This window comes from Thalassotalea loyana (genome assembly GCF_030161435.1).
In the GTDB taxonomy this organism is placed as follows: Bacteria; Pseudomonadota; Gammaproteobacteria; order Enterobacterales; family Alteromonadaceae; genus Thalassotalea_G; species Thalassotalea_G loyana.
Map to the genome: position 1 here is coordinate 173,675 of NZ_BSSV01000005.1, position 14,406 is coordinate 188,080.

The 14,406-nt window shown below is 41.9% G+C and carries 13 protein-coding genes; 8 read left to right on the plus strand and 5 right to left on the minus strand.

Annotation, left to right across the window (positions count from 1 at the left end; genetic code table 11):
• Positions 1-79 precede the first annotated feature (79 nt).
• Positions 80-2,500 (plus strand): S9 family peptidase, encoded by a 2,421-nt coding sequence (locus QQK05_RS12060; RefSeq protein ID WP_284298905.1) that lies wholly within the window; start codon positions 80-82, stop codon positions 2,498-2,500.
• A gap of 62 nt (positions 2,501-2,562) precedes the next feature.
• Here QQK05_RS12060 and QQK05_RS12065 read toward each other — a convergent pair whose 3' ends face one another.
• From QQK05_RS12065 to cyaY, 5 genes are read right to left on the minus strand one after another with little or no spacing between them, the layout of a single operon-like run.
• Positions 2,563-3,753 (minus strand): heme biosynthesis HemY N-terminal domain-containing protein, encoded by a 1,191-nt coding sequence (locus QQK05_RS12065; protein WP_284298906.1) that lies wholly within the window; start codon positions 3,751-3,753, stop codon positions 2,563-2,565.
• A complete protein-coding gene (locus tag QQK05_RS12070) occupies positions 3,750-5,078 on the minus strand; it encodes a uroporphyrinogen-III C-methyltransferase (protein WP_284298907.1) in 1,329 nt (442 codons plus the stop codon). Before QQK05_RS12070 ends, QQK05_RS12065 begins: the two co-directional genes overlap by 4 nt.
• Positions 5,068-5,802, minus strand: coding sequence for a uroporphyrinogen-III synthase (locus QQK05_RS12075; RefSeq protein WP_284298908.1), 735 nt, complete (start codon positions 5,800-5,802; stop codon positions 5,068-5,070). The genes QQK05_RS12070 and QQK05_RS12075 overlap by 11 nt, the downstream gene beginning before the upstream one ends.
• Positions 5,789-6,718, minus strand: a complete 930-nt coding sequence (gene hemC, locus QQK05_RS12080; RefSeq protein WP_284298909.1) for a hydroxymethylbilane synthase — start codon at positions 6,716-6,718, stop codon at positions 5,789-5,791. The genes QQK05_RS12075 and hemC overlap by 14 nt, the downstream gene beginning before the upstream one ends.
• 14 nt (positions 6,719-6,732) lie before the next feature.
• On the minus strand, positions 6,733-7,053 hold the full coding sequence (cyaY, locus tag QQK05_RS12085; protein WP_284298910.1) for an iron donor protein CyaY: 321 nt from the start codon (positions 7,051-7,053) through the stop codon (positions 6,733-6,735).
• A gap of 153 nt (positions 7,054-7,206) precedes the next feature.
• Here cyaY and lptM point away from each other — a divergent pair, with 153 nt between their 5' ends.
• From lptM to QQK05_RS12120, 7 genes are read left to right on the plus strand one after another with little or no spacing between them, the layout of a single operon-like run.
• Positions 7,207-7,341 (plus strand): LPS translocon maturation chaperone LptM, encoded by a 135-nt coding sequence (lptM, locus tag QQK05_RS12090; protein WP_284298911.1) that lies wholly within the window; start codon positions 7,207-7,209, stop codon positions 7,339-7,341.
• 3 nt (positions 7,342-7,344) lie between these two features.
• On the plus strand, positions 7,345-8,613 hold the full coding sequence (lysA, locus tag QQK05_RS12095; RefSeq protein WP_284298912.1) for a diaminopimelate decarboxylase: 1,269 nt from the start codon (positions 7,345-7,347) through the stop codon (positions 8,611-8,613).
• 10 nt (positions 8,614-8,623) lie between these two features.
• Positions 8,624-9,454 carry a diaminopimelate epimerase gene (gene dapF / locus QQK05_RS12100; protein ID WP_284298913.1) on the plus strand — a complete coding sequence of 277 codons (831 nt, stop codon included), beginning with the start codon at positions 8,624-8,626 and terminating at the stop codon, positions 9,452-9,454.
• The gene (locus QQK05_RS12105) at positions 9,451-10,191 is read left to right on the plus strand and encodes a DUF484 family protein (RefSeq protein WP_284298914.1); all 741 of its coding nucleotides are present in this window, start codon (positions 9,451-9,453) and stop codon (positions 10,189-10,191) included. Before dapF ends, QQK05_RS12105 begins: the two co-directional genes overlap by 4 nt.
• A gap of 12 nt (positions 10,192-10,203) precedes the next feature.
• A complete protein-coding gene (locus tag QQK05_RS12110) occupies positions 10,204-10,923 on the plus strand; it encodes an HAD-IA family hydrolase (RefSeq protein ID WP_284298915.1) in 720 nt (239 codons plus the stop codon).
• Between the two features lie 18 nt (positions 10,924-10,941).
• On the plus strand, positions 10,942-13,119 hold the full coding sequence (gene uvrD / locus QQK05_RS12115; protein ID WP_284298916.1) for a DNA helicase II: 2,178 nt from the start codon (positions 10,942-10,944) through the stop codon (positions 13,117-13,119).
• Positions 13,120-13,132: 13 nt separating this feature from the next.
• Complete coding sequence (locus QQK05_RS12120; RefSeq protein ID WP_284298918.1) at positions 13,133-14,392, plus strand: diguanylate cyclase; 1,260 nt, start codon at positions 13,133-13,135, stop codon at positions 14,390-14,392.
• Positions 14,393-14,406: the final 14 nt, after the last annotated feature.

Below are 14,406 nucleotides of genomic sequence, written 5' to 3' on the forward strand. Positions count from 1 at the left end.
GTTATTACACATGGTCGAGGACATAGTGCTGTGTTTTTGCTAGATTATTTCGCGTAATAATCATTAAGGAGAAAGAGATTTGCGCAAATTTATTAAGTTGCTCTCTGGTGTCTTTTTGTTATCTGCATCGGTCCACGTTAGTGCTAATGCAGATGCGCCTGAATACCAGAAGCCATCTAAAGAGATACTCGAGCTGGTCGACGTTAAGCTCGCCCCCTACACATTAATCGATGACGCGCGTAAGCATATGGTATTGCTATCTCGCGATACATATAAATCGATTGAAGAACTATCTATTAAAGAAATGAGGCTTGCGGGTTTACGTATTGATCCAAAAACTAATATTGGTAGCCGAATTACGTACTTCAACGATATTAAAATTCAAAACGTAGGTGATACAAAGCGTAAATCTGTGAAAGGTTTACCTGAAAAACCACGTTTCGCCAATTTTGTTTGGTCGCCTAATCAAAAATACATTGCGATGACGCATACGACGGCAACGGGTGTTGAGTTGTGGGTACTTGACGTTGCTAAAGCCAAAGTGCGCAAACTAACCAAAGCGACGCTTAACGCTAACATGGGCAATCCAATTGACTGGATGCAAGACAATAAGTCGTTGTTAGTTAAAATGTTACCAGAAGATCGCAAACCTTTGATTAACGCTGAAGCGGCTATTCCTGTAGGTCCAACAATTAGTGTAAGTGATGGTAAAAAAGCTCAAAACCGCACATACCAAGACTTATTAAAAAATAAAAACGACGAGTTTAACTTCGAACAATTAGCGCGTTCTGAAATTAAAGTCGTTTCTCTCAAGGGTAAAGTTAAAGACTGGGCAGATGCAGGTATGTTCGGTGGTATTTCAGTGTCACCAAATGGCAAGTATGTTCTTGTGACTCAGTACCAACGCCCATTTTCATATTTAGTACCATACCGTCGCTTTCCAATGACATCGACGGTCTATTCTAAAAAAGGTAAAGCCGTCGAAGAAATTGTTTCTGTACCGTTAATTGAAGACTTACCAAAAGGTTTCATGTCGGTGCGAGAAGGCCGCCGTAATATCGCATGGCGAAATGATAAGCCAGCGACACTTTACTTTGTTGAAGCATTAGACGGTGGTGACGCTGCTAATGAAGTAGCACATCGTGATCAACTTAGTGAGCTGGACGCGCCGTTTAGTGGTGACGCAAAACCATTAATGAAAAGCATCAACCGCCTATATACAGTTATGTGGGGTGATGATGACAACGCGTTAGCGGTTGATTACTGGTGGAATACTCGAAATACCAAAACGTATTTATTCAACCCGTCAAACGCTGAGCAGGCACCGGTTGTACTTTATGACCGCAACTACCAAGATGCATATAGTGATCCTGGCAACATCGTGACTCGCCGAAATGAGTTCGGCCGTTCAGTAATGGCGATGGATGAAGGTCAAGTTTATATGCTTGGTGATGGTTTTAGTGATAAAGGTCAATTTCCATTTCTTGATCGCTTAACGCTAGCAAGCAAAGAAACGGAACGTTTATACCAGTCTCCATACACTGACAGAATTGAAGATCTACGTGATTTTGACGTAAAGAATCAACAACTACTAGTGCGCATTGAATCAAGCGACCAATACCCGAACTACTTCTTCCGTAACTTAGGAAGTGATGATCTTCAGCAATTGACAGACTTTGCAAACCCTTTCCAAAGCCTGCAAAACGTTAAGAAAGAAGTCATTAACTACAAACGAGATGACGGTTTAGACTTAACAGGTACATTATATTTACCGACAAACTACGAAGAAGGTAAGCGTTACCCAATGATTCTTTGGGCTTATCCGCGTGAATACAAAGATAAGAGTAGTGCTGGTCAAAACACGCAGAACCCGAATGAGTTTACGTACCCATTCTGGGGCTCACCAATTTACTGGGTTAAGAAAGGTTACGTAGTACTTGATGATGCAGCGTTCCCTATCGTCGGTGAAGGTGATGAAGAGCCTAATGACACGTTTAGAACGCAGTTAGTTGCCAATGCAAAAGCGGCAATAGATACATTGGACGAGCGTGGTCTTATTGATCCTGAGCGTGTTGCTGTTGGCGGTCATAGTTATGGTGCATTCATGGTAGCGAACCTGTTATCACATTCTGATCTTTTTGCTGCGGGTATTGCTCGTAGTGGTGCATACAATAGAACATTGACGCCATTTGGCTTCCAATCAGAAGAACGCTCTTACTGGGAAGCACCAGAGGTCTACTACACTATGTCGCCATTTATGCATGCTGATAAAATGAAAACACCATTGTTGTTAATCCATGGTGAAGCTGACAACAATAGTGGTACATATCCATTGCAAAGTGAGCGTTACTTTAATGCGCTAAAAGGCTTAGGGGCAACGGCAAGGCTGGTTATGTTACCGAAAGAGTCTCATGGCTATCGCGCAAAAGAAAGCATCATGCACTTATTGTGGGAGCAAGATGAATGGCTCGAAAAATACGTGAAAAATAAGAAGAAGTAATTAACGCTTGTTCACAAATAAAAAAGCCCGGTACATACCGGGCTTTTTTTATGGAAACTCATTTATTTGTCTAATTCAACGGCTTTGTACAAGGTTGCGTTAGCTTCTTGAACTTTGTTTTGCGCCACCAATGCGTTACTAAACATCAAGTAGTCCTGTTTATCCATATGGTAGTGCTCAAGCTGCGCTAATGAGTGAAACGCCTTACCCGCCATATCCCAGTCTTTAGTCTGTCCAGCAACGTGCCCTAAATAACTTAGCCATACTCCATTTTCTGGTTGCTTTTGCACAATTTTTTGCACACTTGCGATTACATCATCAGCTCTAGTAAGTGGCAAATCACGCAGAGATTTAAGCAATTCAACATTAGTACCTGGTTTAATTAGCGGCAATAACACTTTGCTTAGACCTTGTTGAATACTATTTTTCGCTAACACGTGAGCATAACAAGCAATCACTGTTTCACGTTGCTTTACCTTGCGTGGTAAGTCCTGCCAATATTTTTGTAGCGCTTCATTGCTCTGCTCGCGAATAATCAAATTGAACTGACCGCTAAATGCTTTTTGTTCCCACTGACAAACTTCACTTTCACTGATGTTCTTATCTTTGCGTGCACGCACTAAGTATTCTATCGCGCTATCAAAGCGCAACTCAGCAAGAGAAAGCGAAATTTCTAAAGCAAGTAAACGTGGTTCATGTCCGAGGTGACGATGGTATTCATTAAGCAGTTTGCGTGCTTTATCGTATTCTTCAAGTGCTAGTAACGTATTAAGACGCACCAACGCACTTTCGATGTTGTGTTTTGTGTTTTCGCTGCTTTCTAAATATTGCAAGTAATGCAAGGTGCTCGCTTTATCACCTTGTTTTTGGGCGCTGTCGGCTGCAATCAGGTATGCAACATCTTCGTTACTGATAGGCTCGGCACTTTTTACTGACAACGTCTCAGCGGATTTGTAATCACCGAGAATATAAGACGCAATACCTTTTCGGAAATCTCTTTTTGCTTTTCGTTGACTGGCAAGTGAGAACTTTCGCCATGCGCCAAAACTGAAATTAACGCCACCTTTTACAACTCGCAGCATGATAAATAGCGCAATAAACGTGAAAAATAGCAGTACCGAAGCCGTTACGACGGTTGATTCAATGGTAATATTGCCCATAGCGATCAAGATATAACCCTTCTCACCAATTAGTATTGGGCTTATCGCAACAGCGAGCAAAAATAATAAAATAAACAGAATTAGATTTTTCATGCGCTGCCCTCATCTTCCTTGTCGGTTGATACGGGCTTAGGCATTGGTAACTTTTCTAATAATGGAACCTGTTTAGGTGTTTGATTAGGTTGATACTCGAGTGTTTGCGAAATGGCTTTTAATGAACGTAGTTGCGTTGGCAACGGAAGGTCAATTACCGCTTTATTTAGCTCTGCTAAACGCTCATTAAATCGGATAACTTGTTGACTGTCCATATCGTAATAACTCATTAACCATGCTTGTACATCAGCAATGCTTTGGCCAAATAATTCTGAGTTTTTACGCGTTACCGCCCATTGAGCCACTTGTAATTTTAAGCTCAAATTCTGTTGCAAGTTTTCTTGTTGGCTCGGTGACAATAATGCTTCAACATTTGCTGTTCTTCGGCGCACCGTGATGAAGTCTTCCATTAGGCGTTGCCATGATTTCGATAGGTTTTCACGCCAGTCATCAGTGTTATCGCTCAACGTGAAGTCTGGTTCTTGCTCTGCACTATCAGGTGTATAAGCAAGTGCTAGCGGAAGGGTTTCGATCTGATTTTCAAGACCGATCAATGTTAAAATAACCGACTCGCTCTCTAATGCAGGTAATAGCGAGAGTTGCTCGATATCTTGGTGTATTACCTCACGAAGAGGCAATAAATTAGGATCGTTTAATTCCGTTAACCGGTTGTCGGCATCTCTTAGTAATGTAATAGCGCCTTGAGTATCGTCTTCTAACCAAATAGCTCGTGATGCTAAACGTACTAAGTACTGAGCTTCATGCAACAACCAATCACTTGAACGCATATCTTTAAGCGCACTAACATCATTTGATAGTCGAGTGAGCTCTTGAGAAACTCGAGCTAACTCGGACTCTCCACCTTGCTGAGCAGTTGCTATTCTCTCTTCAAGTTGATTCGCTTGCTTAGTTACCAATGCAGTGATTTGACGCTGGTTATCTTGTTCAAGCTTGGCATTGGCGTCGGATGCTTGTTGATTAATAACGATCAATTGCTGCTGGTACCAATAAAATATACCAGCACAACCAGCAATAGCGATTAGCGCAAGAAATAGCGCAAAGCCAGCTAATTTATTGCTACCTTTAGTTTCTTGTCTCGCCGTTTTATTCTCTGAAGTCGCCGTTCTTTTACTCGATGCAGTCTTTTCGGTTTTTTCGTAGTTAGCCGTGTTATTTGTCGACGCTTTTTTATCTTCTACTGCGCCTTTTGTTGGCTCGCTAACATTATCCTTAGCAGGTTTCTCTGGTGCAGTTGCCTCGAGTTTCTCGTCCACTACGTTATCAGAAGTGTTTGAATCTGCAGGCGTTGATTTTTTATCGGTCATAGTTACTTCCATTTTGGCAAGCTTCCAATAGATCTTGGTTACTCGCACCTTTGGCTAGAATAATATGGGTTAATTCTAACTGCTTTGCTTTTGCGTAAATCCGTGAACTGGCAACAACCCAAGTACATGATCTTTGCCAATAATTATCAGTCGTTACTAGTAATTTTGCCATTTTTTCTAAAATAGCGACACTAGAGCAAATAATAAAGTTTATCCCCTCATCATGCCACTGCTGTGCTATTTGTGGTTTAAATGTTCGCCATAAACGCAGGTAACTTTGTAAATATTTTACCTGCGCACCACGCTTTGTTAACTCATCAAACATTAGCTCTCTGCCGTTTTCACCTCGCACGATGATGATATCTTTGGTATCGACATGCGCTAATTCATCGAGGGCTAATACACCTTCACTGTTTTGCTGTAATGGTGTGACGGCACTAACACCGAGTTGTTTTAGCGTTTCTTGAGTAGCTTTTCCCACTGCGATAAAGAGGGTGACTTGCCATCGACTGATAGGCACTTGTGCATTGGCTAACTCGACCGCGGCTTGAGAGACAAAAATGGCGATGTCTGCTTGCGGTAACGAGGTTGTTAATGGCGTGGGCTGATAGGTAAACAGTGGCTCAAAGCGCGCTTTGATGCCTTGTTGTTGAAGGAGTGAAACAAGTGCTCGGCCTTTGGGTTCAGGCCGAGTTACTAATACGTGCGGATTAGGCTTGATCATAAACCTGCTTAAGAATTTTATCAGCGCCCATGCTTAATAAATCTTGTGCAAGGTTTCGACCTAACTGCTCAGCATCATTCTTGTGGCCCATGGCTGACTTTTCGATGACTTCTGAACCGTCAACAGCGCCAACTAAGCCTTTCAAATGAACTTGGTCACCATCTAACGTTGCAAATGCGCCAATTGGCACTTGGCAGCCACCTTCAAGTGCACGGTTCATTGCGCGCTCTGCTAGCACCCTAATACGCGTTTGTTCACAGGCTAATGGTGCCAATAATGCCTTTATTTGTTCATCATCCGTTCGACACTCGATACCTACAGCACCTTGGCCATTAGCAGGTAACATGACGTCTGGTTCAATGAACTCTTTGATACGTTCAGGCATTTCCAAGCGGATTAATCCTGCTGCTGCCAGAATGATCGCATCGTATTGACCCTCGTCTAATTTTTTTAGACGGGTATTTACATTGCCGCGTAAATCGCGAATATCCAGATCTGGTCGCATTGCTTTGATTTGGCATTGCCGGCGTAAACTCGATGTACCGACAATCGCTCCTTCAGGTAACTCTGCTAAGCTTGCGATAGTATTTGAAACAAATGCATCGCGCGGATCTTCTCGTGGACAAATAATCTCTAAGCCTAACCCCTCTGGAAATTCGACAGGAACATCTTTCATCGAATGAACAGCGATATCAGCACGATTTTCTAACATTGCTACTTCAAGTTCTTTTACAAAAAGACCTTTACCACCTACTTTGGCCAATGGTGTATCTAAAATAATATCGCCTTTGGTGACCATAGGTACTAGCTCTACCTTAATGTCATCATGGAAGTGCTCAAGTTGAGCTTTTACATATTCAGCTTGCCATAATGCAAGAGCGCTTTTGCGTGTTGCAATGCGTACAGTTGGAGTCATGAAACTACCTTAATTTATTCAGCACTTAATTCTATAGTTGCTTCGGCTTGCACGCTTACTGCGTTAGATAAAAACTGCCAAAGCTCTCCGCCACCGCGTTTGTCTTGCCATGAATCGTTGTCAAAAACGAAATGATGACCATTAAACTTAGTCGCAACCCATATTTCATGTAATGGTGCTTGTTTGTTAATAATGATTTTAGAGCCATTCTTGAACGCTAATGTGAGCATTGAACCTACGCTTTCGTAATCAATATCAACGCCACAATCTTCAATGGCCTCTTCAATTGCCAGTAATAAGTCGTCAGCAATTAAATTGTATTGGCTATCGTTCATAATTATCCTTTAACTCGTCTAATGTAGCAATTTTATTCCCCAAAACACTGATATACGTCAAGGTAATAAAATTCGTTGTATAAAACCGATTATAAAACGTCTATCATGGTAAAAAAACTCGAAACACCAATTATCTATTGGTAAATAGTGCATATGAACAAACAAAAAGTTATTTTATCCGTTTGTGGTTTATTGGTTTTGTGTTTATCTGGCTGCGGTTTAAGTGGCGACCTTTATCAAGAACCACCTGAGAAAAACACGCCAACATCATCTTCACAGGAACAATAATTCGTGGATTACTTTAATCGCCATGGTGAGTCATTATATGCTGAGAACTGCTCTGTTACTGCGTTAGCAAAAGAATATGGCACGCCATTGTATGTTTATTCGAGAGCGACAATTGAACGTCACTGGCATGCTTTCGACAACGCAGCAGGCGAACAACCTCATATGGTTTGTTACGCCGTAAAAGCGAATAGTAACTTAGCGGTATTAAATACAATGGCGCGCTTAGGTAGTGGTTTTGATATTGTCTCGCAAGGTGAGTTAGCGCGTGTTATTCAAGCCGGCGGTGACCCTACTAAGGTGGTCTTTTCAGGTGTCGGAAAAACATCAAAAGAAATCGCTTATGCACTAGATAAAAACATTTATTGCTTCAATGTTGAGTCAGCAGCAGAGCTAGAACGTATCAACCAAGTGGCGCTCAATGAAGGTAAAGTGGCTAATGTCTCATTACGTGTTAATCCTGACGTAGATGCTGGTACCCACCCATATATTTCCACTGGCCTAAAAGAAAATAAATTTGGCGTCAGTATCGATGAAGCTATTTCTATTTATCAAAAAGCTGCACAAATGAAGGGCATAGCTGTCAAAGGTATTGATTGTCACATTGGTTCGCAATTGACAGAAATGGCGCCTTTTTTAGATGCATTAGATCGCGTCTTAGCTTTGATTGACCGATTAGCCGAAATGGGGATCACGCTCTCTCACTTAGATGTCGGCGGTGGTCTTGGCGTTCGTTATGATGATGAAGAGCCCCCACATCCAAATGATTACGCAAAAGCGTTAGCGGAAAAGCTCGCTGGCTATGATCTCACGTTAATTTACGAGCCAGGCCGAGCAATAATGGCAAATGCTGGTATTTTGGTTACCGAGGTTGAGTTTTTAAAAACGAATGAAGGTCGAAATTTTGCCATTGTTGACGCAGCAATGAATGATTTAATTCGTCCATCACTTTACCAAGCCTACCAACAAATTATTTCAGTTGAGGATACTCAACGTGATGATGTTGAAGCGAAAGCCTATGATATTGTTGGTCCTATTTGTGAGACCGGCGACTTTTTGGGTAAAGAGCGCGTTCTTGCGATAAAAGCGGGCGATCTTTTAGCGGTGCGCTCTGCGGGTGCTTATGGTTTTACAATGAGCTCAAATTACAATTCACGCCCTCGAGTGGCTGAAGTCATGGTTGATGATGAGCAATCTCATTTAATTCGTCAACGCGAAACTATCGAGAGTCTATGGCAAGGCGAATCAATTTTGCCGGGCGATAAAGAGGATTAAGAAGAGCTGAATGTTAGTTAATTTTTCAAAAATGCATGGTTTAGGTAACGATTTTTTGGTGTTAGATAATGTCACCCAAAATGTGTTTTTGTCTAACGACCAAATTAAGCAGTTAGCTGACCGAAATTTTGGTGTTGGTTTTGACCAATTGTTAGTTGTGGAGCCACCTTACGATCCTGATTTAGATTTTCATTATCGTATCTTCAATGCCGATGGCAGTGAGGTAAGTCAATGTGGTAATGGCGCTAGATGCTTTGCTAAGTTTGTCCGATTAAAAGGACTGACTAACAAAACTAAAATTAAGGTGTCGACTTCATCTGGCAAAATGACGTTGTTTGTAGAGCGTGACGGCAATATTTCCGTGCATATGCCTGTCCCTCAATTAGAACCGGGTCAAATTCCATTTCAAGCACAAAAAAAAGAAGGCACTTACATTATTCGCACAGAAGATGAGACGGTTTTTTGTGGTGCCGTATCCATGGGTAATCCTCATTGCGTGGTTACTGTTGAGGATATTGATGCTGCACCAGTTGAGACGTTGGGAGCCGAGATATCACATCATGAACGTTTTCCTAAGCAGGCTAATGTCGGCTTTATGGAAATCGTTTCAGAGAAATTTATTAAACTACGTGTATACGAGCGTGGCGCTGGCGAAACACTAGCGTGTGGTAGTGGAGCATGTGCTGCGGTCGTTGTTGGTCAAATTCAGAAAAAGCTTGCCAATCAAGTGACGGTAGAACTTCCTGGTGGTAAATTACGTATCTTTTGGAAAGGGCCTGGACATTCAGTCAAAATGTCAGGACCCGCAGTGCACGTATTCGACGGACAATTACATATATGAACAACGACAACAACCTTCAGAACACCCAAGAAAAATTAGATGCAGACATTGAAGGTGTTGCAGATGAAATGATCGCCAAAGTAGGCGCTCAAGCAACAGAACAACTTGTTGCTGATTACTTGATTCAACACCCTGAGTTTTTTCAACGTCACAATGATTTAGTTGGTGCTCTTAGATTACAGGATGAACAACGTGGTGTTGTTTCTTTGGTTGAACGACAACAACAAGTCTTGCGCCAGAAAGTACAAGGTTTAGAAGAAGAAATTACTCACCTTATGTCGACTGCGCAACAAAATGAACGTTTATTTTTCTTGTACAGTGACATGTATATGAGAATGATTGATTGTCAAAGTGCGGGTGAAATCATTGATTGTATTCATCAGGCTTGTACACAATTACTTTCGCTTGCCGATTGCAAATTATGGTTAGTTGATAGCCAACTCGATCATCAAAATGTCAGTAAAAATGATTGTTATGGTGTCATGCAAAATCGATTTGCAAAAACGGACTATTATTTTGGTCGAATCCAACAAAGTGAACAAGAAATGATTTTTTCGGAGCCTACTGATGGTTCCGTCGTTCTGATCAAGTTGGAAAACCGAGAGCAAGCGATAGGGTTTATCGCGATCAGCTCACAAGATGCTGAGCACTTTGACCCAACAATGGATACCCTTTTGTTAGAACAGTTTAGAAAGCTAGTGGGTAAGTTACTTGCACAGCACCTTGCTAGTGAATAGCCGAGGGCACAAATGAAGTTTTACCGCCGTTTGAAAGCGGTCAAAGCCATTAGTTTTGACCTAGATGACACCCTATATAGTAATCGTGAGCAAATGATTGCTGCGGATGTTGCGATGAATAAACACTTCAATGAGGTGCTCACTCAACATGGCTTGCCTGCGCAAGACTACAGCGCAAAATTTTGGTGGCCATATCGCCAAGCAGTTGTAAAACAAACCCCAGCGTTAAAACACGACGTGACTAAAGTACGTGAAGTTGTTTATGACTATGGTTTGAAAAAGCTGGGATTAGCTGATGAAATTGCCGCTCGTCTTGCAAAGCAGGGCTTAGCGTACTTTTTAGAGCAGCGAAGTAACTTTACGGTTGGGCAAGATACACTCAACTTTTTGGCGCAACTTGCTGAAAAATTTCCGTTAGTTGCTATTACTAATGGTAATGTCGATGTCCAGCGAGTTGGTCTTTCACCTTACTTTACGCACATTTTCTTGGCAGGTGACGGCAACTTGCAAAAGCCCGATAGCGATATGTTTAACCAAGCTTGCCAACTACTCGACATATCTCCACACGCGTTACTTCACGTTGGAGACTGTGGCCATGCCGATATTTTTGGCGCAATGCGCGCTGGTTGTCAAAGTGCATGGCTTAATAAATATGATGTTGGCAAACCATTGAAAGTTTTGCCAAATCTAGAAATTTCGAGTGTCGAACAACTTTTACAGTTACCTTCATAGGTACATTGAGATCCCATAATGGATGTTTCTGATTTAATTGATGGCTTGAATGACAAGCAAAGAGAAGCCGTTGCTGCACCATTACAAAACATGTTGGTGCTTGCAGGCGCAGGTAGTGGTAAAACTCGTGTGTTAGTCCATCGCATAGCGTGGCTAATGAAAGTTGAGAAAGCCTCTCCCCATAGTATTTTAGCGGTAACGTTTACCAATAAAGCGGCTGCTGAGATGCGGGCTCGTGTTGAGCAAACTACGGGTGGCGGTGTTCACGGTATGTGGATAGGTACCTTTCACGGGTTAGCCCATCGTTTACTTCGCATGCACTTTCAAGAAGCTAAGTTGCCACAAAATTTCCAAGTTTTAGATTCGGACGACCAAACTCGATTAATTAAACGCATTCTCAAAGCGTTGAATATTGATGAAAAACGCTGGCCGGCAAAACAAATACAGTGGTACATCAATGGCAAAAAAGATGAAGGTATTCGTCCGCAGCATATTGAAGATAGTTATGATCCAACCGAACAAATGTTCGTCAAAGTTTATCAAGCCTATCAAGAAGCATGTGATCGTGCAGGATTAGTTGATTTTGCTGAACTACTATTGCGTGCCCACGAATTATGGCTGAATAACCCTGTTTTACTGCATCATTATCAACAACGCTTTCGTCATATTTTGGTAGACGAATTTCAAGATACCAATGCCATTCAGTATGCGTGGCTAAGCATACTTGGTGGTGAACAAGGCCGTGTCATGATCGTTGGCGATGACGATCAGTCAATTTATGGTTGGCGTGGCGCAAAAATTGAAAATATTCAACGCTTTTTGGATGATTTTGATGGCGCACAGACGATACGACTAGAGCAAAACTATCGTTCGACGGCCAACATTCTACAAGCTGCAAATAGCTTGATTTCCAATAACAACAATCGTTTAGGTAAGGATTTGTGGACGCAAGATGGCGACGGAGAAAAGATTTCCATCTACACGGCGTTTAATGATTTGGATGAAGCACGCTTTATCTCTGATCGAATTACCACGTGGCGCTCGCAAAATGGCTCGCTTGACGATGTTGCAATCTTATATCGTAACAATGCGCAGTCACGCATTCTTGAGGAAGCGTTACTAAAAGAGCACTTACCTTATCGCATTTATGGCGGTCAGCGCTTTTTTGATCGTCAAGAAATCAAAGATGCGCTTGCTTACCTTCGTTTAATTGCTAACCGCGATGACGACGCCTCATTTGAGCGTATTGTAAATACACCAACACGTGGTATTGGTAATACGACATTGAGTTTAGTGAGAGATGCTGCGCGTAGCTTAGAGATGACCATGTGGCAAGCGTGTCAGCATATGCTTAGCAATGAAGAACTCAAAGGGCGTAGCGCAAAAACAATTAAGAATTTCATTGATTTAATTGATCAGTTAGAAGATGATGCCATTCATCTTAATCTTGATCAGCAAGCCGATTATGTTATTAAAAACAGTGGCTTAAAAGCAATGTATGAAGCTGAAAAAGGTGAACGAGCACAAGCACGAATTGAAAACTTGAACGAATTAGTGACGGCGTGTCAGACGTTTGAGAAAGATCCTGAGCTTGAAGAAGAAATGACCGACCTCAATGCGTTCCTAACGCATGCGTCGCTGGAGGCGGGTGAATCTCAAGCCGATGATTATGAACCAGCGGTGCAACTTATGACGATGCATAGTGCTAAAGGTTTGGAGTTCAAGTTGGTCTTTATTGCTGGGCTTGAGGAAGGAATGTTTCCTTCGCTTCAGTCGGCTGAAGAGATTGGTCGATTAGAAGAAGAGCGACGATTATGTTACGTCGGCATGACACGTGCGATGGAGAAGCTATACTTATGTCATGCGGAGTCACGTCGTTTGTATGGGCAAGAGAAATATCACAAGCAAAGCCGCTTTATACGTGAGCTACCAAGTGAATGTATTGAAGAGATACGATTACAACAACAAGTGAGTCGCCCGGTAACAAGTGGGAGATTCTCATCGACCTTTACTACGGAAAGTTTTGATAATACCGGATTTGCCTTGGGGCAGCAGGTTGTTCATGCCAAGTTTGGCGAAGGTGTAGTACTAAATTATGAAGGCAGTGGAGCGCAAAGTCGCATACAAGTGAACTTTGACCAGTTTGGCAGTAAATGGCTGGTTGTCGCTTACGCTAACCTTCAAGCAGTAAATTGAGAGTAATAAAACTATGGCAAGAAACTTATTAGTCGTTGAAGACAGTAAACCGATTGCATCGGTTATTCGACAAATTGGCGAAGCGTTAGACTTTAACGTTGTGCTAGCTAAAACACTGTCAGAGGTAGAAGCTATCCTAAATACCGATCAGGAGTTTTTTGCCGCCACAATCGATTATGCATTACCTGATGCACCAGATGGCCAGGCAATTGAATTGGTTTTAGCAAATCAAATTCCAAGCCTAGTGTTAACGGGTAAAATGGATGACAAAACTCGTGAGCGAATTTTGTCACTTCCTGTTATTGATTATATTCCCAAAGAGAACAGTCAAGCGTTCCTTTATTTAAAACGTATATTACATTGGCAAACCACCAACAGCAGCATTGGCGTGCTTGTCGTTGACGATTCATTATCTGCGCGAAAACATGTGACTGAGCTTTTAAAGCGCAGGAACTTTAAAACCTTTGGTGCGAAAAATGGTGTTGAAGCATTAGAAGTTCTGCACGCTAACCCAAACATAAAAATGGTTATCACTGATTTAGAGATGCCGGAAATGGATGGCATTGTGTTAACCAATGAGATTCGTAAGAATTACAATCGCGATCAGTTGTCGATTATTGGTATTTCTGGGGCAACCTCAGGTATTCATTCGGCACGATTCATCAAAAATGGTGCAGACGATTTCTTGAGAAAACCGTTTTGCCCAGAAGAGTTTTATTGCCGAATCACGCAAAATATCGAAAGTTTGAGTCATATTGAGCAAATTAAGCACGCTGCCAATACCGATTACTTAACAGATTTACCAAACCGTCGAGCATTTTTTCAGCAATCACAGCAGTTTATTGCTAAGTGTTTAAAATCAAACGTACCTTATTGTGCCGCAATGATTGATTTAGACCACTTTAAACAAATCAACGATAATTACGGACATGAAGCTGGCGACCATGTGTTGAAGGTTGTCTCGTTATATATGCGTAAGTATCTTGGTAATAGTGTTCTAGGGCGCATGGGTGGTGAAGAGTTTGCGGTTATTTTAGCTGGCGTTAATGAAGATCAAATGTATTCAAAATTAGATGATTTTCGTCGCGAGTTATCTATTCAGCAAGTGCCATTTGAAGACAATGCTATTTCAGTATCTGTCAGTATCGGTGTTGCGATGAACGTTAAAGCCGCTGTCGCTCAACAACTAAATATGGCGGATTCGGCGCTTTATAACGCCAAAGAAAATGGTCGTAATCAGGTTGTGATTCACGGTGACGAACACGAGGATTAAACTTCTCTCGTTTT

Excerpts from the sequence above, each read along its gene's own strand:
- QQK05_RS12065 (WP_284298906.1), bottom strand. The coding sequence starts at position 3,753 with ATGAAAAATCTAATTCTGTTTATTTTATTATTTTTGCTCGCTGTTGCG.
- uvrD (WP_284298916.1), top strand. The coding sequence starts at position 10,942 with ATGGATGTTTCTGATTTAATTGATGGCTTGAATGACAAGCAAAGAGAA.
- lptM (WP_284298911.1), top strand. The coding sequence starts at position 7,207 with ATGAACAAACAAAAAGTTATTTTATCCGTTTGTGGTTTATTGGTTTTG.
- dapF (WP_284298913.1), top strand. The coding sequence starts at position 8,624 with ATGTTAGTTAATTTTTCAAAAATGCATGGTTTAGGTAACGATTTTTTG.
- QQK05_RS12105 (WP_284298914.1), top strand. The coding sequence starts at position 9,451 with ATGAACAACGACAACAACCTTCAGAACACCCAAGAAAAATTAGATGCA.
- hemC (WP_284298909.1), bottom strand. The coding sequence starts at position 6,718 with ATGACTCCAACTGTACGCATTGCAACACGCAAAAGCGCTCTTGCATTA.
- cyaY (WP_284298910.1), bottom strand. The coding sequence starts at position 7,053 with ATGAACGATAGCCAATACAATTTAATTGCTGACGACTTATTACTGGCA.
- QQK05_RS12070 (WP_284298907.1), bottom strand. The coding sequence starts at position 5,078 with ATGACCGATAAAAAATCAACGCCTGCAGATTCAAACACTTCTGATAAC.
- QQK05_RS12075 (WP_284298908.1), bottom strand. The coding sequence starts at position 5,802 with ATGATCAAGCCTAATCCGCACGTATTAGTAACTCGGCCTGAACCCAAA.
- QQK05_RS12110 (WP_284298915.1), top strand. The coding sequence starts at position 10,204 with ATGAAGTTTTACCGCCGTTTGAAAGCGGTCAAAGCCATTAGTTTTGAC.
- QQK05_RS12120 (WP_284298918.1), top strand. The coding sequence starts at position 13,133 with ATGGCAAGAAACTTATTAGTCGTTGAAGACAGTAAACCGATTGCATCG.